A 24,978-nucleotide genomic window follows, 5' to 3' on the forward strand; every position below is an offset into this window, starting at 1 on the left:
CTGCACTTAAATTATAAAAAATATTAACTATTAACCTAGCCCTGAAAGAGTTTCCCATATAATTTAGTTAAAAATTTGTAATATTTTCGTTTTTTGTTAAAATATTTGTTTAAAATTAAGAATTTACAAAGTTTATAAATAATATTTATAATATGTATCTTTTAGTAAAATATTAATATATATTAATGAGGTACAAGATGTTAACAAAAAGATTCGTAACAAAAAATAATGATAATTTAATTGAAGTTGCGCAATATTTATTAGATCATTTAACTAAAAGTAAAGTTATTTTGCTTGATGGTGAATTAGGTGCCGGTAAAACAACTTTGTTAAAACATCTTGCTAAATTAATTAATATTAATGAGCCGATCACTTCATCAACTTTTAACTATATGAAAACATATAAAGGATTAGTTCATATTGATGCTTATAATTTAAAAGGAAGCATTGAAGAATTTGAAGATTATCAAGGCGAATCTGATATTTTAGCTATTGAATGAGCTTCGAAATTAGATTTATATTTTGACAACTATATTAGTGTAAAAGCTTATATTGATGGAGAATGCAATCATATTTTTGACATAGAGGTAATAAAGTAATGAAATTATATTTAGATACAGCAAATGATAGTTTTGTAATTGCAGCATTTGATAATGATGACAATTTAATTTACCCTAAGGTACTTGAAAACTATCAAAAAAAGGTTGAATTAATTCCGCTTTGTATGCAGGAATTACTCAATGCAACTCAAACTAAAATTGATGATTATGAAGCTTTTTATACTAATTTAGGTCCTGGTTATTTTACTGGTGTAAGAATTTCATTAGTTTATTTAAGAACAATTGCAACATGCTTAAAAAGACCTATTTATACAATTAGTACAATGCAATTACTTCAATATCAAAATCCTAAATTTAAAGAATTTTATATTAATGCTAAAGGCAATAAATATTACAAATATATAGTTAATAAAAATACCTTCTCTCCTGACTTATTAACCTGTGAAACAGGAGAAAAAGAAAATTACATAGAAGTTAATTATGATGAATTTTTAGAAAATTTTGCTGAATATAAAGATATGTTTAAGTCATATAACAACCTTGATGAAATTGAGCCATATTATATTAAGATGCCACAAATAGGAGAAAAGAAATAATGCGTATTTTAGGAATTGAAACAAGTCATGATGACACCTCGATAGCTTTATTAGAAGACGGTAAAGTTATTGATTTACAAACAATTAGTCAAATTGATATTTTCAAAGAATTTGGTGGCACAATTCCTGAAATATCTTCTAGAGAACATGTTAAAAATATCAATTTAATCTTAGAAATCTTTTTAAAAAAATATGATTTAAATAGCGTTGATTACATCGCTTATACTAAAGAACCTGGACTAGTCGGAACATTACAAATTGGTTATCTTTTTGCTAACGCTTTATCTTTAGTTTATAACAAGCCACTTATTCCAATTAATCACCTTGAAGGGCATTTTTACTCAACAGCTTTAGATAATAACATTAATTATCCAGCTTTATGTTTATTAGTTTCTGGTGGTCATACACAAATTATGTTAGTTCATAATCCTTTTGATGTTGAAATCATAGGACAAACATTAGATGATGCAGTTGGTGAAGCTTTCGATAAAGTTAGTGCAAGATTAAATTTAGGTTTTCCTGGTGGTCCAATTATTGATAAACTTTATGCTAATTATAAAGGCGGTTATATTAAATTCACTGAACCACATACTGATGGTGAATTTAACTTTTCATTTAGTGGATTAAAATCACAAGTTATTAATTATTATCATAATAAAACTCAAAAAAATGAAGAAGTTGATTCAATACAAGTAGCTGTTAGTTTTCAAGAATGTGCTGTTTCATATCTAATTGACCAATTTAAAAAAGCTTTTGATAAATATTCTGATGTTAAAACATTAGTTTTAGCTGGTGGAGTTAGTGCTAATAGCGAATTAAGAAAAAGGTTTTTAGCTTTAAGTCCAAAAGCAATTATTCCTAATTTAAAATATGCAACAGATAATGGAGCAATGATAGCTTCATGTGCTTATCAACAAATTTTATGAAAAGAAAAACATAAATCGTAGAAGGATATAAATGAAATTTAAAAAATTCTTACCGTTAGTATCAATTACTACTTTAAGTCCATTAATTTGTATTTCTTGTGGTCAAAAAGGACAACCCGATATCTTTAAATTGCAAGGAAAAGACGATGTGGAAGTTAAAGATATAATTAGAGGTTTAAGTTTAAAAGACTTAAAAACTTTTAATATTCAATCTCTCTTTATGGCGTTAAGAAACCATCAATTAAATTTAAATCTAAATGGTAAAGTTGAAGAGTTCAAATTAGATCAAAATAAAAAAGATATATCGTTTTTATATGAAGATAATGCTCATAAAAAAAGATGATATAGCTTAGGTGATTTTTTAAATAAGATAGAAGATTTTGAGTTTTCTTCACTAGCTTATTCACTTACTTTTACTAAAGAAAATAATAAATACAAGGTTATAAAAAATGATAATTTGAGCCTAGAAAATAATTTAGATATTCTTTTTATGGCTTCAAATAAATATAATCAATCTGAATTAGGTGTAGCAAAATATAATCAAGATATTTTTAACGAATTCTTCTATAAAACAGGCGATTTCAAAGAAAATAATATCCCTGATTTACAATATTTATTGCAAAGAAATATTTCTAATCCTAGTTTTATGTATCCTCTTCAAACCTTAAGCAATAACATTAGAAAAGAAGGTTTCATGAGTTCTAAATATCAGCAAGATATTCTAGCTAATAGAGTACTAGAACAATTATCATTTTATAATTTTGCTAAGGACAATAAGTTTATCAATAAGGTTGTTTTTAACAATGTTCAAATAATTCCTAGTGGCATTAAGTTAAACATTGATTTGCTTGATAATCAAAATAATTCATTACTTTCACAGAAACAAAAAGACCATGTTTTTTATATCAACAATTTTATGAGTAGCAACTTTTATAAAGATATTAAGAACCTTAAAACTAATGAACCTTTATATTTCAAAGATGATGCAGTCTTATTCAGTGAACAATATAATTATCCTAGTTTATCATTTTCAAGAAATCCATTAAACTTTACGGATTTCGATTCATTGATGCACCCAAGCGAAGCATATGAAACTTATAATCTAAATGCTTTTAGCATGCTTGTTGACTTCATGAAAGATGATTTAATTATTTTAGGAGCTAGTCCAAATTATCAATATAAAATTGCTGGTTTTCAAAATAGTGAATTATTAAATAATTCATATGCCTTAGGATACTTACTAGTTGATGAATATAATGGTGACAAGAAAATTAATACTTATAAATGATATTCAATTAATTTTACACACCACAAACACATTTTTGCTGATGGTTTTATTCTTGAAAACAAAGTAGGTAAAATAGACACTTCCAATAAAGATGACTATTTTAGTTATTATGTACATGCTAATGATTTTGATACTAATAACAATTTAGTGATTAGTAAACATATTAATCCTAATGATTTTGCTAAAGATTCACTAGATGACATTATTAATTTCTTAATGTATAAACAAAGTAATAATTTAAGTTTATGAAAAAATCATTTGATGGAAAACTTACCAGTTTTAAAAATTATTCAAGATAAAGATTGGTATGAAAAATACTTATCTATTATTATTTCGCAATATGTTCTTAAATACTATATTAATAATAGTGGCAATGCTGATGATTTAATTAAATATGTTAAAGTAGCAATTGATCCAGATTCCGATTATAGTGCCGAGTTATATGGTTTAGGTAATTTACCTATTCAAATTGATTTTATAAATCATAAAAATGAATCGATGTTAACTAAACCAATCAAGAAAATAATCTCTGGCTTTAATGGTTATGATAAAGAACCTTTTGCTTTAAAAATCAAAGAAATTAAAGATGAGTATAAAAGTTCATACCCAATTAAAGGTAAAACTTTGCCTTACATTAGAGAATTCAAAAAGCTATATTAGAGTACTTTACTAGGTACTCTTTTTTATTTCAAGAAAATAGAAAAAACAGGCATCAGCCTGCTTCGATCACGTATTCGTGAAATGGTACGCCCGGGAGGACTCGAACCTCTGACCCAATGGTTAAAAGCCATTTGCTCTACCGCCTGAGCTACGGGCGCATTTAATCTCCATGCGGAGATATGGTACCCAGAACTGGACTTGAACCAGCACGGACTAACGTCCGAGGGATTTTAAGTCCCTTGCGTCTACCTATTCCGCCACCTGGGCATTTGAAAAAATGCTATTTTATTATATTACATAATTTGATTTAATGAAAAATTTTTTATAATTTTATTGTTTATTGTGAAGTGAACTTCAAAAATACGATACTTATAATAACTTCAAAAATAACGAATTTTTAACTTTTTGGTATCTTTATTTATGCTATGAAAAAAATTGAAAAAATAAATTGTTCTGAATTATGAACATAGAAATGAGTACAGATTAGAATTTATAGCAAAAAATATGAATAAATCCATCACTTGAATTAGTAAATATTTGCAAATTAATTGGCATACAGCAAAGAAACTTAGAGATAAAGTGTTAAACAATTGCTTAATTATTTCTCATAAAAATAAAGGTAATCAACACCATAGAAAAATTAGCACTAATAGGATTGATGAGTTGATTAATGAATATCTCACTTTTATTGATGATGTATATGACCGAAAATGCGATTGTTCTGTTTCATTAATATTTTTTTATGATTATTGCTTAAAAGATTTTGGCAAGAACAATATGACTTATAAATCATTCATAAAGAATCTGGTTGCTAAGGGTTTTTATTCAAAAAATATGACCAAGAAAACAAAGAAAAAAGCAAGAGAAAATTTAAGAAAACTTAAAGAAAATAATGGAGATGTAATAGCAATAAAAAGATTAATTAAATATAATGAAACTATGGAAACGACAATGTTTAAAGCAAGAAAATGTAGAGATAATAACCTTGATTTTGGTGAAATAGTTGAACTTGATGCTTGTGAACATCGTTGAATGAATGGCGAAAAATCTAATATTTATGTAGCTGTAGATTCATCAACTTCAAGAGTTTTAGCAGTACATATTGAACAAGAAGAGACTAATCTATGCTATATGAAATTATTGGAAGATTTATTTAGAAATTATGGTAAACCAAAAATAATTAGAACTGATAAAAGAAGAACTTTTTGAGGTACTGATTATTCGGATACGCCTTTAAAACAGTATTTAAATTCAAAAGGTATAGAACTCCAAAGCTCTAGTATTGCCATTTTTAAACCTCATGTTGAAAGAGCAAATAATTCTCTACAACAATTCTTACCTCCATATTTACATTTAAAGAAAATAAAAACATTTGAAGATTTTATTCACAATAAAGAAGAAATCATTCAAGCTTATAATAAAAGAAATAAAAAAGATTATGAGCACAAGAAAAATATATTTTCTAAAATGGATGAAAGTCAATGTAGTGTCTACTTAACAATAAAAAGAAAGATATACGCATCAACTGTACAATTTCAAAATAAGTTTTATGTTGCTGTTAATGAAGAAAACAAAAGGCAATTTATTTCGCCTGATGACGATGCTGCATTTATTATTAAAAGTGATGGAAGTTTATGTTTCTTAATAAACCAAAAAGAATACAAAACTGAAATTTTAAAAGACAAGGAGCTAAATGATTTTCAGCAATTTTGTATTCACTTTAAATTTGATTCTAGTCAGTCATATTCGAAAGAAATATATCAATGATCTAAAAGAGGCTATTCTTTTTATAGAATGCTTGATGACTTAGTTTTTAAGCTTAAAGAAGCTTTAATTAAGTTTGATCCAGATGATGAAACATTAAAGAATATTGTTGTTCAAAACGATGAAATTCTAGAGTTTTTCCATAAATGACTTTTAGAAATAGAATCAAAAAATCTCGACGTCATTTAAACGCAAAGATTTTAAAATTTTAAAACTATAATCTACCCAAGATGATTATAGTTTTTTTCTTTTAAAAAAGAAGAATTTTAATGTTTTTCCAATAATTAATTTGTTTTAAAAAAATCGTTATTTTTGAAGTTCAGTTCACAGATTTAATGAAAAATTTTTTATAATTTTATTGTTTATATAAATTCCAATTTTAAAAGTCCTAATTTTGCGTAAAATCAAAAATGTTACAAAAATTATAAATTATTACCAAGAAAAGCTTTAAAATCCTAAAAAAATTTAAACGAAAATACCAAGTTTTGTAAAAAACTTGAGTTTTTTGCTTACTTTTTTTCCAAAAAAGTAAGTGCCTTTTTGTCAAACTTTTTAGCACATAAAAAGTTTGGATTAGAAGCGAATGCTTCTCTTGTAATTATTTATAAAATCCATAACAGGAGTCAAATCTTGACCGTAGTAAGGGTCTATAGACTTGCCTTTTTTAAAATACCGTCTTAATAACCTGTGGCAGTTTTCGATAGAGCCTTTTTCTCCCGAACAATATGGGTGACATTTATATATTTGCTTAATACCTGGCACTTCATCTAGTTTCGCATTTTCACTACCATTATCTATGGTTAGCGAATCTATTGTCAAGTTATATTTTTGCATTAGGTATATCAGCCCATCTCTAACACCAGTGCTAGTCCGCCGTACCATATGAAAATAGAAGCGTCTAGTCTTTCTATTAATTAGCGTTACGAAACAACATTGATCAGTTTTTGAACCAATAACAGTATCTAATTCATAATCATTATCTCTAAGTCTTTCATTGATTTCTGTGCTGCGTTGATCAATGCTAACTCCAATCTTTTTAAGCTTTCGACTGTCTCTTTTTGGGGGTCGTTTTTGTTTAATTCCTTTGGTGGATAAATTGACCAAAATGCCTATTTCAAGGTCTTTAAAGACTCTTTGTGATATCAAATTATATACCATAGATTTTGAAGGTTTATAGCTGTTTGGATACTTTTCTTCAAATCTTCTTAATATTTCGTTAGCGCTTAGCTTAGGCGTTCTTTTTGCTAAATCTTTATTATTTCTATTTTGGGTATAATCATCAAAAAGCTCTGTTCAAAAATTTCTAAAATCTTGATATTGTTCTATTTTCTTTTTTGAATATGCTATTCTTTTACTTTTATCAAAATTAGCAACATTTATCATAAATTCATCAAGATTTAAATAACGAACTTTTTTAATTTTAGCATCACAACAATCACAGGTTTTTCTATCGCCTTTGCCTAAATATATTCCTTTTGAATATTTAAATAAAAACCTTTTAATTGCTTTAGTCGATATTTCAATATTTTGAGATATTTCTTTTAAAGATTGAAAATTTAGTAATCCATATATTATCTGAAACACTTCTGCAAAACCGATATGGTTTTTGTGTGTCGAGTAGTTTTTCGAGCGGCTTAAAATTTCAGAGTAATTCTTATCAACAGCGAAATGAATTTGTGAAGTTTGAATTTTGTTATGCGCATTTTTACTTCTAACCAAAGTACAGAAAATTTTTTTATCGTTTTTCATATATAATTATGTTGTCCTTTCTTTTTATCATTTTTATTTTACCAAAAGGACAGAAAAATCCCGACATTTTCAAATGTTGGGACTTTTATTTCTGGAATGAATAAATTTTATTGTTTATATTTTTACTTCTATAAAAAAGATACAAACGACAAAAATGAATAAAAAAATTTAAGTAAATTCGAAAAGATTTTTAAGCTTTACAAATTTATAAAAAGATTTTAAATATTTTATTACATACTTTCGGTTTCTTTTCATACTTTTTCACTTTTGAAAAGAACTTTTTTCAATATTTAAAATAAAAATTTAAAATTTAATTATAAAAATAAAAAGGAGAACGATTATGAATGAAAGAGAACAACACAAGTCAAGACATCTATTTGCTTTAATTTCATGGACAATTGTCACAGTTATTTTAATTGCTCTAGTCTTGACTTTCAATATTATTTTCTTTACAACAAGCAATTCCACAACTAGTACATTATTAATAATGATCTTTCTAGCATTCATGTTACCTTTTGCACTTCTAACATGATTGCTTTTCATCTTATCATATTGACTAGCTGCTGCTTATAATTACGACCGAAATCTTTTTAGAAGAAATGAAGCTTTAAAAAGTTTTTACATTTTAACTTTCCAATATTCAAAACTCAAAACACTTAATAAAAGATATAAAACTAGTTTAGCAAAACTTGATCTATTTGAAAAATTATGTAAACGTGATTTAGTTGTTGATGGCAGCAATGCTATTCAACTAAAATATGATGGTTATTATAGACAAACTGGTGATATAGATTGTATACCTTGTAAAAATATTGATTTAGTACAATTTTTAAAAAATGAAGGAATTGATTATGATGGAAATATCGTACGCGCAAAGTTTCCATTTAAAAATAATACATTAGATATTTCAAATGCAACAATTGTTCCTAAAGCAATGACTGAAAAATGACACTGAAATATTAGAATTGCAAATTCCTCATGAATTTTAGCCGCTAAATTTATTCAAATTTTTGAGTTAGCAAATGCTTATCTAGATAATAAATATAATTCAGAGTATCTTAGAGTAATTATGAAAAAAGTTGATGATTTATGTTTCTTATTATCAAAAGATACATTCTTAGATTCGCTTAAAGTTCTTCCAGCATTAAAAACAGTTATGGTTTCTTATGCTGCTGCTCACTTTATTAAAAATCATGAAGCTACCTTCAATTTCTATGATGATTTTAGTCAATTAAACTTTAGAAGTTTTATTAAAGAACAATTATCTGTAACAGAAGGATATGGCGAAGCAATTAATTTCCTTAATACTATTAGCAAACGTTTATTAATTAGTCGTAAAGCAAAGAAACTTTGGATGGCTATTAATTATGTTTTAAAGGATGCAAAAGAAATTAAAGAAGAGTTAGTTAACGAAGCGATTTTAATTGATATGCCTAATAATTCATTCACCGTTCAAATTGATCCTAAGCTTTATGCAACACGTTATTGTGATAACAAAAAAACCTATGAAACAGACTTATATAAACAATCATTCAACTTTGCAGAATTTGATAAAAGCGATATTAGATTAATTTTTATTAAAGAAGTTGAAAGAGAATTAATTAAATTAGATAAAGAAATGTAACTCTTAATTTTAGCAATTAGCATGGACTTGGAACCATGCTTTTTTGTTATACTAGAATACTTAAAGCAAAAGAAAAGATGCAGCATTACTACATCGTTTTCAAACATTTTAACATTATTTAATAGTTCATAGCTTTTTCATATTCATCGAGTGTACCATGATAAATAAAACTTTTATCTGGCGCTATTTCAAGAATAACATTCGCTACTTGGTTAACTAAAGCACGGTTATAAGTTGTGAAAATTGCTCCACCACGATATGCTTTAAGACCAGCAATTACACTATCGATACTTTCAGCATCTAAGTGGTCAAGAGGTTGGTCTAAAATTAAGAAGTTAGCTTCTAAAAGCATCATTCTAGAAAACATTAATCTAGCTTTTTCACCTCCGGAAGTTACTTTTACTTTTTTAAAGACAGTATCATTAGAGAAAAGCATTCTACCTAAGAAACCTCTCATTCTTTGATCTGAGTTATCTTTAGTTTCTTCGGTTGAGTTATATGGAGGTCATTTACTTAATCAATCAATAATGGTTTCATCGTCATCAGTAAAATATGAAGCATTATCATTTGGATAGTAAGTATATTTTATCGTTTGTCCCCATTTTACAGTGCCTTTGGTTGGTTTTGTGATACCCATTAAGCATTCTAAAAACTTAGTTTTAGCAATGTCATCTTCACCAATTAAAACCATTTTTTCACCACGAGCTAATGTGAATGAAACGTTTTCAAATAAGGTTTCACCTTTTTCATTAACATAGGTTAAGCCGTCAACGCTTAAGATATCTTTACCAGGTTCACGGTTAACATCTCAATTAATATAAGGATATTTACGGTTAGAAGGTTTAATTTCATCTAAAGTAATTTTTTCAAGGAGTTTTTTTCTACTGGTAGCTTGTCTACTTTTTGAAGCGTTGGCGCTAAAACGAGCAATAAATTGTTGTAATTTTTCAATTTGTTCTTCTTTTTTAGCATTACTTTGTTTCATTAATTCGCGAGCAAGTTCACTACTTTCTTTTCAGAAAGTATAGTTACCTGTATACATTTTTGCTTCATTATAATCAATATCTACGATATGGGTACATACATTATCTAAAAAGTCGCTGTCGTGTGAAACAACAATCACAACATTTTGATAGTCAGCTAAAAAGTTTTCTAATCATTTAATTGTTCTTAAGTCAAGGTGGTTTGTAGGTTCGTCCATGATTAAGATATCTGGATTGCCAAAAAGAGCTTTTGCTAGTAAAACTTTAATTTTTTGATTAGCAGTTAATTCACTCATAGGTGCATATCATTTATCTTTAGGAATTTGCAAGCCAGCTAATAATTCTTGAGCGTCATTATCAGCGGTTCAACCACCTAAATCACCATATTTATTTTCAAGTTCTCCAGCTCTTTCGTAGTCTTTATCAGTTGCGTTAGGATTATTATAAATAGCATCTTTTTCTTCCTTAATTTGATAAAGATGTGTATTTCCCATAATTACAACATCGGTAACATTCATATCATTGTAGGCGTTGTGATCTTGTCCTAAAACACTTATTCTACGGTTCTTTTCGATTAAAATTTGACCACTTGAAGCTTCCATATCGCCAGCTAAAATTTTTAAAAATGTACTTTTACCAGCACCATTAGCACCGATTATTCCATAGGTATTACCTGCTGTAAATTTTAATGAAACATTTTCAAAAAGTTTTTTATCGCTAAATATTTTGCTTAAATTTTGAACTTCTACCATATTTCTCCTTCTTTATATTAATATATAAAATAATAAAAATAAAACCTAGCATACTAGAATTTTATTTTTGTCTTATGAAATATTTTTAATTATACAAATCTTTGTAAATCTTGTGAAATGAGATTGTAAGCATATGGATTATTAATTTTTAATAAGAATAAAGCCATTTTTTGATTCATGATAATTGATCTTACAGTTTCTTCTGTAATATCTTTTTCAGGAATAGCGCCTGAGTTTCTTAAGAAGAACATTTCTCTTTGAATTTCGTCAGACATTACATTAATACCACTTTGCATAATAATTACATTTTCAAGTAATTGATTTACGAACATTGCTTCAGCTTTTTCTCTTAGTCTTCTTCTAGTTGAAACACCAAGAGAAGTATTTTGAGCAACTTCTTGCATTAAGTTAACTCTATTACCTGGAGTTTTCATTAAATTCATATGTTCAATTAATAATAAGTTTGACACTTCAGCTTCAACATAATCGTTAGGAATTACAATTTGTAATGCTCTAACTAAAAATTGAAGAGCTTTTTGGAAATAACCTAATAATTCAGCAGCAGCATGTTCTCTTCTTGTATCAAAAGCCACTTTTGCTCTTAAGTCATTAAGAGTGTTAATGCCTTCAAGTTTAATTTCTTTTACATTTTCATCAGTTAAGTAAGTTGGTTCTGGGCGTTTAATTGAGTGAATTGTTGTTTCAATAAGATTGCCATCTGGTGCTTCAGTTATGAAAGTTTCATTAATCATACGACCTAAGATTATACGGTTTAATGAGAAATTAGGTGTATTTTGAGCTTCAATAATGATTTCATTATTTTCTTGTAATAACGCTCCATTTCTAGAAATCTTGCTTGAAATAACAACTAAATCTTCATCTCTAATTGGACCTTCAACTTCACGAATAATTGGATAAGAAGCAATAAACTTTTGGAAGTTAGCTTCTAATGTAGCTTGATCAATTGGCATGTATTGGAATGGAATAGGTAAACCAGCTAATTGAATTCTTTGAAGAACAAAGAATGGATAGAATACGATAAAGATTGCAAATCTTAATCCTTCATTTGTTGCACCTAAGAATTTAGTATGTGGTGGCATAAAGAATGCTGATCCGTTGGTTTCCATTCTTAATGTGTTAAGACATTCGTCACAAACTCTTTGTAAAATTCTGTCCTTAGCAATTTCATCAACATTTTGACTTAATATTCTTGGGTCATTCATATTTGGATTTGGTTGATTCCCCATAAGCTCCAACATAACTCTGGCTTTTTCATCTTCGAATTGTTTGTTAGTAATTAATACAGACAATGATTTTATTTGATAACTTAACATATCATCATCCTCCCTTTTTTCAATATATTTTTGTTCTCTTTTAACAAGATTGCAAAGATTTCTTTGCTTATTTTTTGATATCAATAAATTGATATCGAGTAATTTTCTAATAATTAATATATATATTATAAATTAAAATTTAATTTATATTATGAAAATCTAATCACTGCCGCATAAATTTTGGAAATTTCATTTATTTTTAAAGATTATTTTGGTTTTATGATCCAAAAATCTAAAATCTGAAAATCAAGCGATTTTTAAAAATAAAGAAAAAATTTCTAAAATATTTTTTAAAAATAATTAAAAATTAAGCAAGTCAAATTTCTTTTTATTACTATAAAACAAGCAAATAAGTCAAAAATAAATTTTTATAAAAAAATGAAACACACGGCAAAGTTGTAGTATAATGGAACCACTTATATTTTATTAATATAGGTCACAAAAATAGGACATTTATTAAATTAAAAATGAAAGGAAAATGAAATGCCTACAACAAATCAATTAGTTACAAATGGTAGAAGCAATAAAGTTCGTAAGCAAAATGCGCCTGCTTTGAGCTTAAGCTACAACCTTTTAACAAAAGAATCACGTAAGCTCCCTTCACCATTTAAACGTGGTGTATGTACAAGGGTTGCTACAATGACTCCTAAAAAACCTAACTCAGCATCTCGTAAATATGCTCGTGTTAAGTTATCAAATGGTATGGAAGTTACAGCATACATCGGAGGTGAAGGACACAACTTACAAGAACACTCAGTTGTTTTAGTTCGTGGTGGTAGAGTTAAAGACCTTCCTGGTGTTAGATATCACATCGTGCGTGGAACACAAGACTTAGCTGGTGTTGCCAACCGTAAACAAGGACGTAGTCTTTACGGTGCTAAGAAAGAAAAGAAATAATTTAGGAATTAGAAAGGAAATAATACTATGTCAAGAAAACACAGTGCCCCAATTAGAGAAGTACTTGCAGACCCAGTTTTTAACTCTGTTTTAGTTACTAAATTAATTAACCAAATTATGTTAGATGGTAAAAAATCTATCGCGCAAGATATCTTATACTCAGCTTTCAATATCATTAAAGAAAAAACAAACAAAGATCCTATGGAAGTTTTCAAAACAGCTGTTGAAAACGTTACTCCTCAATTAGAAGTTAGAACAAGAAGAATTGGTGGTACAAACTACCAAGTTCCTACAGAAGTTTCTGCTAGAAGAAAACAAACATTAGCTTTAAGATGATTAGTTCAATACGCTCGTATTAGAAACGAAAAAACAATGGACGTTAGATTAGCTAATGAAATTATCGATGCATCAAATAAAACAGGTGGAGCTATGAAAAAACGTGAAGACACACACAAGATGGCTGAAGCCAACCGTGCCTTCGCTCACTTTAGATGATAATAGTTCACTAGTTATTATTTATATAAATAGTAAAGATTATTATGTCAAGACAATATAAATTAGAAGATTACCGTAATATCGGTATTATGGCCCACATTGATGCTGGAAAAACAACAACAACAGAAAGAATTTTACTTCACACAGGTAAAATTCACAAATTAGGTGAAACACACGATGGTGCTTCACAAATGGACTGAATGGCTCAAGAACAAGAACGCGGTATTACAATTGCCTCTGCAGCTACAACCGCTTTTTGAAAAGGCAAAAGAATTAACATTATCGATACCCCAGGTCACGTTGACTTTACAGTTGAAGTTGAACGTTCACTTCGTGTTTTAGACGGCGCTGTTACCGTTTTAGATGCACAAAGTGGTGTTGAACCTCAAACAGAAACAGTTTGAAGACAAGCTACAACATATAAAGTTCCTAGAATTGTTTATGTAAACAAAATGGATAAAGCTGGTGCAGACTTCTTTATGGCTGTTAAATCAGTAAAACAAAGATTAAATGCAAACGCAGTTGCAATTCAAATTCCTATCGGTGCTGAAGCTAACTTCAAAGGTTTAGTAGACCTTGTTGAAATGAAAGCTTACGAATACGATGGAAAACCTGAAGAAATTGCTAAAGAAATTCCAATTCCTGCTGATTTAGTTGAATTAGCTAACACAAAGAGACAAGAATTAATTGAAGCAGTTGCTACATATGATGAAGAATTCATGATGAAAGTTCTTGAAGGTGAACAACCTACAATTGAAGAACTTAAAGCAATGATTCGTAAAGCAACAATTAGTGCAGACTTCTTCCCTGCAGTTTGTGGAACAAGTTTCAAGAACAAAGGTGTTAAGAAAATGATCGACGCTGTAGTTGATTACTTACCTTCACCACTTGATATTCCACCTATTAAAGCTCACAAAGGTGATGAAATCATCGAAGTTCCAGCTTCTGATGACTATCCATTTACAGCTTTAGCATTCAAAGTTATGACTGACCCATTCGTAGGTTCATTAACATTCTTTAGAGTTTATGCTGGTGTACTTACAAAAGGTAGCTATGTAGTAAACTCAACTAAAGGTACAAGAGAAAGAATTGGACGTATTATTCAAATGCACGCTAACAGTCGTCAAGAAGTTGACGAATGTTACACAGGTGACATTGAAGCTGCTGTTGGTCTTAAAACAACAACAACAGGTGATACATTAATCGCTGAAAAAGCCCCTGAAATTATTCTTGAAAAAATGGTGTTCCCAGAACCTGTTATTTCTCAAGCTCTTGAACCAGAATCAAAAGATGCTATGGAAAAACTTGCTTTAGGTTTACAAAAATTAGCAGCTGAAGATCCTACATTTAGAACATACACTGATGAAGAAACTGGCCAAACAATTATTGCTGGTATGGGTGAATTGCACCTTGATATTATTGTTGACCGTCTTAAACGTGAACATGGTGTTAAAGCTAAAGTTGGTGCTCCTCAAGTTTCATACCGTGAAACAATTACCAAATCAGCAGATGTTGAAGGTAAACACATTAAACAATCTGGTGGTAAAGGTCAATACGGTCACGTATGAATTAAATTTGAACCAAACCCAGACAAAGGTTTTGAATTCGTAGATAAAATCGTTGGTGGTAAGATTCCTAAAGAATACATTAAACCAATTCAAAAAGGTCTTGAAGACAAAATGGCTGGCGGTATTTTAGCCGGATATCCAATGATCGATATTAAAGCTACATTATTTGATGGTTCATACCATGATGTTGACTCTTCAGAATTAGCTTACAAAATTGCTGCTTCTAAAGCTTTAACAAAAGCTAAAGACTTAGTTGGAACTGTTCTATTAGAACCTATCATGGATGTTGCTGTTATTGTTCCTGATGATTATTATGGTGATATTATGGGTGACTTAACTCGTCGTCGTGGTCAAATTCAAGAAAGTGAATTAAGAAGTGATGGTGCTCACGTACTTCGTGCATTAGTACCTCTTAGTGGAATGTTTGGTTACGCTACAGACTTACGTAGTATGACTGCTGGTCGTGGTAATTACCAAATGCAATTCCACCACTATGAAAAATGTCCTAAAAATATTGCTGACGAAATTATTAAAAAACGTAACATTCAAGTTAAAGACGAAGACTAATTTCATTAGACACAAGGATAATAATATTCCTTGTGTTTTTTATTTGCATTTTTCTTATTAGGCTATAAAACAGGTTAATTATTCAAATAGCAGATAAATAAATAATAAAAAATCACATGCATAAGTATTGTACTTAGCATGCGAAAAAAGTTTATATTAGTGCTTTTATTTTTCAAATTTATTGTGATATTTAACACTTACAATTTTTAAAGTATTTATTATCTATTTTGTTTTACTTTTAACATTTTGATTTTACTAATTATATTCTTTTAGAAGTTTTAAAGCTTCATCATAAACCATGTTAGAGATATCTTCTTCTGAAAAAGCATCTAATAATCTTACACTACCAATTTTAGAAACATATTTTGCTATTTCGGGGTAAATATCATTATTTTCAATATTGTTATTAGCTTCAACAGCTCTTTTTTCTCCTTTTAGAATTCCTCTTACCAAATGTTCATTTGAAGAAAAAGAACGTCAAGTTAAGTTTCTATATCTTAAAGGATTTTCAATAACTCATTTAGATAATTCATATGGATTAGAAGAACTATTATTAACAGATAAAGCTACCCTATAATAACAACGAGCAAGAACATTAAACATCAGTCCTCTTCTTTTTCCTCGTTCTCCCATTCACATATTTAAAATCGTTGTCTCATCATTAATAGGTATCATTTCTTTAGCCACAGAATAAAATTTATCTAGCGTCAATCATAATCAAAATCTAATATCTGAAAGTATATATTTAGGCAATTTATTTAAATGTTCATAAAGTTTTATTGAGTTGTTAAAACTTATTGTTTTATTCTTTTCTTCAGGGTTTTTCTCTAATTGAAAATCTTCAATTTCATATGATCTTTCTGTAAATAAATTTTCAGGAAAAATTTCATATATTCATTTATTGGTTTCTTCTGTTTTAATTTTTTCACAAATCATTTTAATCTTCTTTTTCATAAAAATGAAACTATCATCAGATAATAATCTAATCTTAATTTGATTCTTATTCATTTGTGAGTTCATCATTTTGTAAATTGTCCTTTCTGCTAGATAATAAATTTTCTAAAGATAGTTTTAAAGGATTTCCTAACAATTCTTGTGCTAAAATCTCCTCATTCATTTCTATAAAATCTTCGTTTGTTAATTTTTTACCTTTTAACTTTTCATACGATTTTTCAATTGATTTAAACCATGGGTAGATATTGCTAATTTCATCTAAATCATTTTGATCATTATTAATAGATTTTTTGCATTCTAGAAGACCTTTAATTAAAGCAGGAACTAAAATCATACAAAAGAAAGTTTCTTTATAATCAGGATCTCTATAGATAGCCTTATAATTTTCATAAGAATTTTTTGGAAACGTTATTATAATTTTTCTACTATTTTGGTCACATTCAATTAAAAAACTTGAGTCATTATCGTTATTAGATTGTTGAATTGAAAATATTGAACTAGCTACCGATTGCCCCATTTCATAATGATTAAGTATATGAGTATATCCATTATTTGCTCCAATAATGACATATTTATCTATTTCAAATTCTCTGTCTTTATAATCATCTTGAAATTCATCAGATTTAATTACAAAATCTTGAGTAGCATAAGCAAACATTGAAATTTCAAATTTTTCATTTAAATCATTAGCATTTAATTGGATATCTTTGCCTTCTTTGCCTAGTTCAAATGTTTTTCTATAAATTGTGTCTGGACATTCTACAATTAATAGAACTTTTATTTTTCCTTCATCATAAAGCTTATTTATTACTTTGCTTTCTGTATAGAAACGGCAATTTTTTAATATATACTCTGAATTTGAATCATTTGGTTCTCCATCATATAAAAGTTCAAAATCATAATCAAAATTATAATTAGAAAAATTTTTTTCATGATGGATCATTGGATAGGGGAATGTTTTATTCTTTACATGCATATATAATTACCTCGCTTCCAAAATATCCTAATTGATTTGTTGTTATATCAATAATCATTTTTTTATGATTTAAAACGTTGAAAGGCCCAAAGACACCACCAGATTTAGTTTCAGGCACAGCATCATTAATAATTTCTGCGTCATTACACTTCATATTAATTATTTTTATTGGTAATTTTTTATTGTTATCATCAAGCATAAAAATTTTTAAATAACATTTTTCATAATTATCTGGTGACATGAAAGTTATTCTTAATTTTCCTTCGTTTTTATTTGTAGATATTGCCTTATAATTTATTCCTGATAATTTACTTAATTTATAAGTTATAGAATCGCCCTCTTTTTCTTGACTAAAAGATGAACCAGGGTGACTATCTCCAGATTGAGAGTCATTATGCCCCATAGGATTTTGTATATTCCCAGTTTCTTCTTCATCAAATGAACCAATGGTAGGCATTAATCCTTCATCATCATCAGATTCATGAGTAGGTTTTTTATTAATTGTAATATTCGGTTTTCTAGAAGAAAAGCTAGTTGATTCACTTACAGTGCTAATTCGTTTATTATTTTTTCCTTTTTCTTGATTATCTTCAGGAATATCCGGAAGAAATTCACTTGCTCCATTAGGATCTAATTGATCTTCATCGGTATATCCCAAACATTCAGCGACTTTTGAAATAATTTGTTCTCGAATTGACTTCATGAGATTGTTTGTTTCTCTTTGAAGATCTTTATTATTGTTTAGTCTTTTAATTTCTCATTTATTGTGCTGTGGATTTTCAATATCTCTTAGTTTTTGACATATTATTCCTTTGTCAATAATGCACAATGATGAAACATTATAATTTTGCCCTAATTTTCAATCAGTAATTTTCATTCATGGATATCTTATCATTGTGCATTGATTAGTAGCAAGCTCTTTTTCATCATTATTATAAGGCAAAATGCGTAATTCACAATTTCCTCAATCAGTTTCAATAGTGTAAATTGAAACATTTTCAGCGCCAGTCATTAATTTATATTGTGAAAGGATGTTGGCTTTTAATCTTTTATCTAAATCGTTGTTAATATCTGCAATAATTTGTGAAAGAGTTGTTTTATTAATTTGGATCTTATTAATATCAATTTCAAGTTCACCATTAACGATAGCGTACATGAAAGATTCTAAAATACTTTTAATTGTTTCTTTTTCAAAATTTTCTTGTTCAAAACCTATTATATAAATGTCAGTACCAGTTTTATTAGTTCTATGTTTTTGAGAGGGGTCAAGAAACAATAATTCTGGAATTGAGTTGTTTTTATCGCTGTCTGAATAAAATCCAGTTCCTTGTGAAACATCTCTATCCTCATTTAAGATATGTCCAGTGTTTTTTTGTGATTCATCATCAATATACCCAGAAATGAATTCTGCAACACCAATTCAACCTTTGTCAAGACCATCACTGTGTTCATAAGGAATTGCAAGGGTTGAAAAGAGGACAGTTTTTATTTCCGAAAGCAAGAATAGTGCATTTTTTCCAATGCCTTTAGAACCTCCAGCCGTTTTTGATGTACCTTTTTCAGAAACACCTGTACCTTTTACTAAAGCAAGAAAGTTGTTTTTATTAGGATTAGTGGAATTAACTCCTATCAATCCTGTAGTGTTATAATCACTTATTCTCAAACATTTAATTTTTTTATTTTTAAGTAGATCTAGCATTTTATTATAAGCTTCTAAATAATCAGGTTTTTGACTTCAATATTCCATACAGTTTTCAATACCTCTTTTAAGACCTGCTAATCCAGGGATTTCATCAGTATTAATTTCAAATTCTGCAAATATTATTTTAGTTGGTTCATCATCATTTCGGCGAGCATCAATAGAGTTTTGTACTATTTCTCTTGCAAACGAAGTCAAAGGATCTTGTTTAAAGGTTTCAGTTCCTGGCTCGCTCATACCTGTCGTTTTGCCATGATTGCTGCTAGGAAATCTTCATTTTTGATTCATCGTTTTTCCTTTCTAAAGTTTAATCTTACGATTAATCTTTTTCTTATTAGCATTTAGTAAGAAATTTTTTGTTTTTTGTGCCTCATTTATAATGGTTTCAAACATTTCTTCAATTTCTTCATCAGTATATTCATAAAAAGAGGAGTTGCTTAAATTTGTTAACTGATTTAGAGTAGAAACAATTTTGGAAACCCTATTTTCAGCAATTCTTTTAAAGTTATCTTTTTTTAATTCCATATTATTTTTTCTCTATCCTCCTAATTAAATTATAAAAGAAAAACTGCAAAACTCAAAATAGTTTTACAATATTTTCATAATATTTTTGAATTATTTTGGAAAAACAAAACCAGATCCGTATTTTATTACTTAAAATTAATCTTAAAAGAGCAATTGTTATCTTTAGAATTTTCATAAAAAATTTCATATTTTGAATTTAAATAATTCTTAACAATTTCTAGTAAGACATACTTGTTTCATTCTATTGATAACTTAGGGAAATTCACATAAGATTGAAATTCTTCACTCTTCAAGGAGCCAAAACTTGAAATAAAAAATGATAGTTCAGCATCTAATTGATTAAGAAATATCTCATTGACATTAAATGATTCTTTTTTAATTCATTTATTATCATCAATTCTAATATATGAATTTGTATTATCAATTAATTCTATTAAATTATCAGGTCTAGATAAATGAAGGTTATTGATAAAATTGCTAATATCTTTCAAACTAAATTGATTTAATGAATATATATAAGATAAGATGTGATCATTAGTATTTAACTTTGCTGTTTCTTCATCTAAGCAGATAAAAGGATCATTATAAAAGAATTCTTTGTTTAAATAAATAGATAGAACCTTAAAGAACATTTTTTCATTTGTAAAACATTTTCTTGTTTCCATTTCCTTAGGATAATTAAAACACATTTTAGCCCTAAGATAATTTTTTGAAATAAATTTATTATTAGCGTTAAAGTAAGAATTAATTTGTTCTTTAACAATGTTCATAAATGATTCATCTATAGTTCCATCGAAGATTCATAAGTATATTTGAATATTTTTATAATATTTTTCTAATAAATCCAAACATTTTTTAGATGGTTTATATTGTCCATAATATGTTTCATTAATATGTTCCAATATTCTAATTTTATAATTTTGGAACATTACTAAATCATCAAATAAAAAGAAATCATCATATCCTTGTGAAATTTTTGCGAGTGCAGTATTCAAACTATTAATACTTTTGATAATTATATTGATATCAGTTTCATCTATTTTTTCAAATGCTAGCATCTTTTTAAAGCTAGCAATATTTTTTTCTTTAATATAAGTTCTTATTTCTTCTGGTTCATAAATAAAGTGTCTCTTTATTAATAAATAACAGTCATTCAGATTAACGTTATATGCTTTCAGAATCATTTTTATATTTCACAATGCGTGAGTAGAACCTCAATTAGTATTTAAATAAAGTTCTTTAAATTTCATATGATTGGTTTTATTGCTTTTGGAGAAAGGCATTTGATCGCTTCATCCATATCTTAATGAAAGTAGCTCATCTTCAGTTTTAGGATTTTTTTCATCAAGTCTAGTAAGAATTTCTAAAGTTAAATTTTTCCAAGATGATTCTTTTATTTTAATATCATCGTATTTAAAGTAAAAAGGTGTCGTATTATCAATTCATTCATCACTAGAAAGTTCTAATTCATAATATCTTTTGTTATTTTCGTAAACAATATGATATTTTTCTTCTAAAGTCATTTTGTCTCCTTATTAAATCATTTTTTAATTATTGTGTAATATAAATTTTATAGAATTTTAAAAATATAAAAACTACGGAATACAATCATTATTAGTGATATTTAAAAATATTATAAAAATCCATAGTTTTATTGAAGCTAAAAAATATAAAGCAACAGACATAAAATTTTTATATTATATGTTTTGTCTTTCTTTTCAAAAGACTTTCTAATTATGATGATAGGAATCTTAAATTAACGAATAATTTTATAAAACAGCAATAAAAAAGAAATTTACAATGGAACTAAATATATTTTAATTTTTATAAAATTGGAAAATTAGTTCAATTAACTAGCCATTTCGTCTATTAATATGTTTTTCAAAAAAGTTATTTAATCAATCAAGTAAAGTTTGCTTAATACTTTCCTTTTTTCTTTTTTCAAAATTAAGTTTTTCAGTTTTTTTAATTCAGTTCAATTGTGGTTTAGCAAATTTATTTGTTCCATCATTTTGTTTTAATTCATCTTGTGAGTGATTATTAAATTTTTTATTTAAAGGGTTCGAAACCGCTACAAAACCATCAATAGAATCATATAATTTAATTTCTTTTTCATCCAAGCAGATCTTAATATTTAAATATTCTGGGTTTATTTCTATGTTTAGATGTTTACCATTAAATTTATTAAGAAGTTGAACACTAAGACAGTGGTGAAGATTATATTCGTTTGAATATTTATGATAAATTAATAATTGCCAACTCTTATATTGTTTTAATTTATTTCTAAAATTTTTAATTTCATCACTTTTATTAAAACTATTAGCAAAATCATTAGTTTTTCTTTCTTCTAATAAATCATAAAATTTAATTTCTTGTAATTCATTAATTAACTTAGGATTTATAAATAAAGTTAATGGACTAGCTTCATCGCTTCATTTTATAATATTACAAATGTTATTCAAAGTATTTGTATAGTCTTCTTTCACTTGATTTAAATAATCATTTTCAAATTTTTGTTTTTCTAAAAATGCAGCAAAATCAGAATAAGTTTTTGAAACTCATTTATCAGGCAAATCAAAAGTAGGCTCATATACTCAAATTAAAACTCCTTGTTCAACTTTGTCATCACTTCCATATCTTTTAAGTTGTTTAGCATTAGGAATAAATTTAAGTTTGTTTTCAATTATGTATTCTTTTTTGTCCTTTGTTTCAACCATTAAATCTATATGTTTATATTCTCTTTTTATAGAAATGTCTTTGTAATTATCTTTGAAAACACCTTCAAAAAAGAATTCAATTATTTCTGGTTTTTCAGATATCAAAAATGCTCAAAAATTACTATGAAATAGCTCTTTTGAGTGAAGAGACATATGATAAACCGGCGATTTTTTAAGTTCTTTTATTGCTTTTCGAATTTTTCCTTCGATGATTTCTGATCTGCTATTTTTGTTTGCATTCGTATACATTTTTTAACACTCTTTTCATCTATATTTTTATATTTTTACTTTTAGAAGTAACTTAACAAAATTATTTTTGTTAGCTTTTTCATCTTTAATTTTGCAAAAATGCAATTCACCAGGGAAAAATATAGCAAAGTGTCCTGGTTTTAAAGTAACACTCGAATCATATTTGCTCTTTTCAAAATAAGCAACATCATTCTCTGGGTTAAATAATAATAAATTTTCATGAACCGGATTATAGTTTGATTCAAAATAAATAATTTCCTCGCCAGAACCCCCATAAAGATGAATGTCAATTGTTTCGCTATGCAATTCACCAAAAATTTTTTCTTTTACTGGAAACGAAAAGTTCTTTTTAACAATTTTAACTTTATTGTTAATAACTAAATCGCCCATAGGTAATTTATCAAAGTCCATCATTTTAATTACTGCTAAAGCTTTATCAAGGTTTTTTGATGAACCTAAATAAAAATCAATGTGATTAATACTATCATAAATCATATTTATCTCCTTAATTTGTTGCATTTTAATTTTATTAAAAATTTGTTTAATTCCAAATGTTCAAGAAGCATCCATATTAATATAAATTATTAATAATAATAAAAATTTTATTCATTCCAGAAATAAAAGTCCCAACATTTGAAAATGTCGGGATTTTTCTGTCCTTTTGGTAAAATAAAAATGCTAAAAAGAAAGGGCAACATAATTATATATGAAAAACGATAAAAAAATTTTCTGTCCTTTGGTTAGAAGTAAAAATGTGCATAACAAAATTCAAACTTCACAAATTCATTTCGCTGTTGATAAGAATTACTCTGAAATTTTAAGCCGCTCGAAAAACTACTCGACACACAAAAACCATATCGGTTTTGCAGAAGTGTTTCAGATAATATATGGATTACTAAATTTTCAATCTTTAAAAGAAATATCTCAAAATATTGAAATATCGACTAAAGCGATTAAAAGGTTTTTATTTAAATATTCAAAAGGAATATATTTAGGCAAAGGCGATAGAAAAACCTGTGATTGTTGTGATGCTAAAATTAAAAAAGTTCGTTATTTAAATCTTGATGAATTTATGATAAATGTTGCTAATTTTGATAAAAGTAAAAGAATAGCATATTCAAAAAAGAAAATAGAACAATATCAAGATTTTAGAAATTTTTGAACAGAGCTTTTTGATGATTATACCCAAAATAGAAATAATAAAGATTTAGCAAAAAGAACGCCTAAGCTAAGCGCTAACGAAATATTAAGAAGATTTGAAGAAAAGTATCCAAACAGCTATAAACCTTCAAAATCTATGGTATATAATTTGATATCACAAAGAGTCTTTAAAGACCTTGAAATAGGCATTTTGGTCAATTTATCTACCAAAGGAATTAAACAAAAACGACCCCAAAAAGAGACAGTCGAAAGCTTAAAAAGATTGGAGTTAGCATTGATCAACGCAGCACAGAAATCAATGAAAGACTTAGAGATAATGATTATGAATTAGATACTGTTATTGGTTCAAAAACTGATCAATGTTGTTTCGTAACGCTAATTAATAGAAAGACTAGACGCTTCTATTTTCATATGGTACGGCGGACTAGCACTGGTGTTAGAGATGGGCTGATATACCTAATGCAAAAATATAACTTGACAATAGATTCGCTAACCATAGATAATGGTAGTGAAAATGCGGAACTAGATGAAGTGCAGGTATTAAGCAAATATATAAATGTCACCCATATTGTTCGGGAGAAAAAGGCTCTATCGAAAACTGCCACAGGTTATTAAGACGGTATTTTAAAAAAGGCAAGTCTATAGACCCTTACTACGGTCAAGATTTGACTCCTGTTATGGATTTTATAAATAATTACAAGAGAAGCATTCGCTTCTAATCCAAACTTTTTATGTGCTAAAAAGTTTGACAAAAAGGCACTTACTTTTTTGGAAAAAAGTAAGCAAAAAACTCAAGTTTTTTACAAAACTTGGTATTTTCGTTTAAATTTTTTTAGGATTTTAAAGCTTTTCTTGGTAATAATTTATAATTTTTGTAACATTTTTGATTTTACGCAAAATTAGGACTTTTAAAATTGGAATTTATAAATAATAA

General features: G+C 27.4%; 21 protein-coding genes and 2 tRNA genes. 11 read left to right on the forward strand and 12 right to left on the reverse strand.

What is annotated here, in order from left to right; genetic code table 4:
* The first annotated feature begins 197 nt into the window (after positions 1-197).
* From tsaE to ACJA22_RS01050, 4 genes are read left to right on the forward strand one after another with little or no spacing between them, the layout of a single operon-like run.
* On the forward strand, positions 198-599 hold the full coding sequence (gene tsaE / locus ACJA22_RS01035) for a tRNA (adenosine(37)-N6)-threonylcarbamoyltransferase complex ATPase subunit type 1 TsaE (protein ID WP_406617279.1): 402 nt from the start codon (positions 198-200) through the stop codon (positions 597-599).
* Positions 599-1,156: a tRNA (adenosine(37)-N6)-threonylcarbamoyltransferase complex dimerization subunit type 1 TsaB gene (gene tsaB / locus ACJA22_RS01040; protein WP_406617280.1), complete on the forward strand. Its 558-nt coding sequence runs from the start codon at positions 599-601 to the stop codon at positions 1,154-1,156. Before tsaE ends, tsaB begins: the two co-directional genes overlap by 1 nt.
* Entirely contained in the window at positions 1,156-2,103 is a 948-nt protein-coding gene (tsaD, locus tag ACJA22_RS01045; protein WP_406617281.1) for a tRNA (adenosine(37)-N6)-threonylcarbamoyltransferase complex transferase subunit TsaD, read from the forward strand. Before tsaB ends, tsaD begins: the two co-directional genes overlap by 1 nt.
* A 10-nt stretch (positions 2,104-2,113) precedes the next feature.
* Positions 2,114-4,030 (forward strand): MAG3240 family lipoprotein, encoded by a 1,917-nt coding sequence (locus ACJA22_RS01050; RefSeq protein ID WP_406617282.1) that lies wholly within the window; start codon positions 2,114-2,116, stop codon positions 4,028-4,030.
* Positions 4,031-4,112: 82 nt separating this feature from the next.
* On the opposite strand, the gene ACJA22_RS01055 is transcribed toward ACJA22_RS01050, so the two are convergent.
* Together ACJA22_RS01055 and ACJA22_RS01060 are read right to left on the reverse strand one after the other, a co-directional pair.
* A tRNA-Lys gene (locus ACJA22_RS01055) sits at positions 4,113-4,188 on the reverse strand.
* 22 nt (positions 4,189-4,210) lie between these two features.
* Positions 4,211-4,297: transfer RNA gene (locus ACJA22_RS01060), tRNA-Leu, on the reverse strand.
* A 237-nt stretch (positions 4,298-4,534) separates the two neighbouring features.
* Between ACJA22_RS01060 and ACJA22_RS01065 the strand changes: the two genes are divergently transcribed.
* Positions 4,535-5,983 carry a hypothetical protein gene (locus ACJA22_RS01065; RefSeq protein ID WP_406617283.1) on the forward strand — a complete coding sequence of 483 codons (1,449 nt, stop codon included), beginning with the start codon at positions 4,535-4,537 and terminating at the stop codon, positions 5,981-5,983.
* Between the two features lie 384 nt (positions 5,984-6,367).
* Here the strand turns inward: ACJA22_RS01065 and ACJA22_RS01070 are convergent, their stop codons facing one another.
* Positions 6,368-7,543 carry an IS30 family transposase gene (locus ACJA22_RS01070; RefSeq protein ID WP_406617284.1) on the reverse strand — a complete coding sequence of 392 codons (1,176 nt, stop codon included), beginning with the start codon at positions 7,541-7,543 and terminating at the stop codon, positions 6,368-6,370.
* Between the two features lie 340 nt (positions 7,544-7,883).
* Between ACJA22_RS01070 and ACJA22_RS01075 the strand changes: the two genes are divergently transcribed.
* The gene (locus ACJA22_RS01075; RefSeq protein ID WP_406617285.1) at positions 7,884-9,167 is read left to right on the forward strand and encodes an MAG4530 family protein; all 1,284 of its coding nucleotides are present in this window, start codon (positions 7,884-7,886) and stop codon (positions 9,165-9,167) included.
* Positions 9,168-9,285: 118 nt separating this feature from the next.
* On the opposite strand, the gene ACJA22_RS01080 is transcribed toward ACJA22_RS01075, so the two are convergent.
* The gene (locus tag ACJA22_RS01080) at positions 9,286-10,902 is read right to left on the reverse strand and encodes an ABC-F family ATP-binding cassette domain-containing protein (RefSeq protein ID WP_406617286.1); all 1,617 of its coding nucleotides are present in this window, start codon (positions 10,900-10,902) and stop codon (positions 9,286-9,288) included.
* Positions 10,903-10,991: 89 nt separating this feature from the next.
* Positions 10,992-12,236: a trigger factor-related chaperone gene (locus tag ACJA22_RS01085; protein ID WP_406617287.1), complete on the reverse strand. Its 1,245-nt coding sequence runs from the start codon at positions 12,234-12,236 to the stop codon at positions 10,992-10,994.
* Positions 12,237-12,719: 483 nt separating this feature from the next.
* On the opposite strand from ACJA22_RS01085, the gene rpsL reads away from it, so the two are divergent.
* The 3 genes from rpsL to fusA are packed head-to-tail and all read left to right on the forward strand — an operon-like array spanning position 12,720 to position 15,763.
* Entirely contained in the window at positions 12,720-13,133 is a 414-nt protein-coding gene (rpsL, locus tag ACJA22_RS01090; RefSeq protein ID WP_406617288.1) for a 30S ribosomal protein S12, read from the forward strand.
* Positions 13,134-13,160: 27 nt separating this feature from the next.
* Complete coding sequence (gene rpsG, locus ACJA22_RS01095; protein WP_406617289.1) at positions 13,161-13,631, forward strand: 30S ribosomal protein S7; 471 nt, start codon at positions 13,161-13,163, stop codon at positions 13,629-13,631.
* A gap of 41 nt (positions 13,632-13,672) precedes the next feature.
* Positions 13,673-15,763, forward strand: a complete 2,091-nt coding sequence (gene fusA / locus ACJA22_RS01100; protein WP_406617290.1) for an elongation factor G — start codon at positions 13,673-13,675, stop codon at positions 15,761-15,763.
* 255 nt (positions 15,764-16,018) lie between these two features.
* On the opposite strand, the gene ACJA22_RS01105 is transcribed toward fusA, so the two are convergent.
* The 7 genes from ACJA22_RS01105 to ACJA22_RS01135 form a co-directional block, all read right to left on the reverse strand.
* The gene (locus ACJA22_RS01105; protein WP_406617291.1) at positions 16,019-16,771 is read right to left on the reverse strand and encodes a DUF6339 family protein; all 753 of its coding nucleotides are present in this window, start codon (positions 16,769-16,771) and stop codon (positions 16,019-16,021) included.
* Positions 16,764-17,660, reverse strand: a complete 897-nt coding sequence (locus ACJA22_RS01110; protein WP_406617292.1) for a hypothetical protein — start codon at positions 17,658-17,660, stop codon at positions 16,764-16,766. The genes ACJA22_RS01105 and ACJA22_RS01110 overlap by 8 nt, the downstream gene beginning before the upstream one ends.
* 16 nt (positions 17,661-17,676) lie before the next feature.
* Positions 17,677-19,680, reverse strand: coding sequence for a hypothetical protein (locus ACJA22_RS01115; RefSeq protein ID WP_406617294.1), 2,004 nt, complete (start codon positions 19,678-19,680; stop codon positions 17,677-17,679).
* Positions 19,681-19,692: 12 nt separating this feature from the next.
* On the reverse strand, positions 19,693-19,917 hold the full coding sequence (locus tag ACJA22_RS01120; RefSeq protein ID WP_406617295.1) for a hypothetical protein: 225 nt from the start codon (positions 19,915-19,917) through the stop codon (positions 19,693-19,695).
* Positions 19,918-20,042: 125 nt separating this feature from the next.
* Entirely contained in the window at positions 20,043-21,440 is a 1,398-nt protein-coding gene (locus tag ACJA22_RS01125) for a hypothetical protein (RefSeq protein WP_406617296.1), read from the reverse strand.
* Between the two features lie 330 nt (positions 21,441-21,770).
* The gene (locus ACJA22_RS01130; RefSeq protein ID WP_406617297.1) at positions 21,771-22,883 is read right to left on the reverse strand and encodes a hypothetical protein; all 1,113 of its coding nucleotides are present in this window, start codon (positions 22,881-22,883) and stop codon (positions 21,771-21,773) included.
* A gap of 27 nt (positions 22,884-22,910) precedes the next feature.
* Complete coding sequence (locus ACJA22_RS01135; RefSeq protein WP_406617298.1) at positions 22,911-23,378, reverse strand: YhcH/YjgK/YiaL family protein; 468 nt, start codon at positions 23,376-23,378, stop codon at positions 22,911-22,913.
* A gap of 211 nt (positions 23,379-23,589) precedes the next feature.
* Here ACJA22_RS01135 and ACJA22_RS01140 point away from each other — a divergent pair, with 211 nt between their 5' ends.
* Positions 23,590-24,375: a hypothetical protein gene (locus ACJA22_RS01140; protein WP_406617299.1), complete on the forward strand. Its 786-nt coding sequence runs from the start codon at positions 23,590-23,592 to the stop codon at positions 24,373-24,375.
* Between the two features lie 80 nt (positions 24,376-24,455).
* Positions 24,456-24,659, forward strand: coding sequence for a hypothetical protein (locus ACJA22_RS01145; protein WP_406617300.1), 204 nt, complete (start codon positions 24,456-24,458; stop codon positions 24,657-24,659).
* Positions 24,660-24,978 lie beyond the last annotated feature (319 nt).

This window comes from Mycoplasmopsis adleri, from assembly GCF_045276205.1.
Taxonomy (GTDB): domain Bacteria; phylum Bacillota_I; class Bacilli_A; order Mycoplasmatales; family Metamycoplasmataceae; genus Mycoplasmopsis; species Mycoplasmopsis adleri.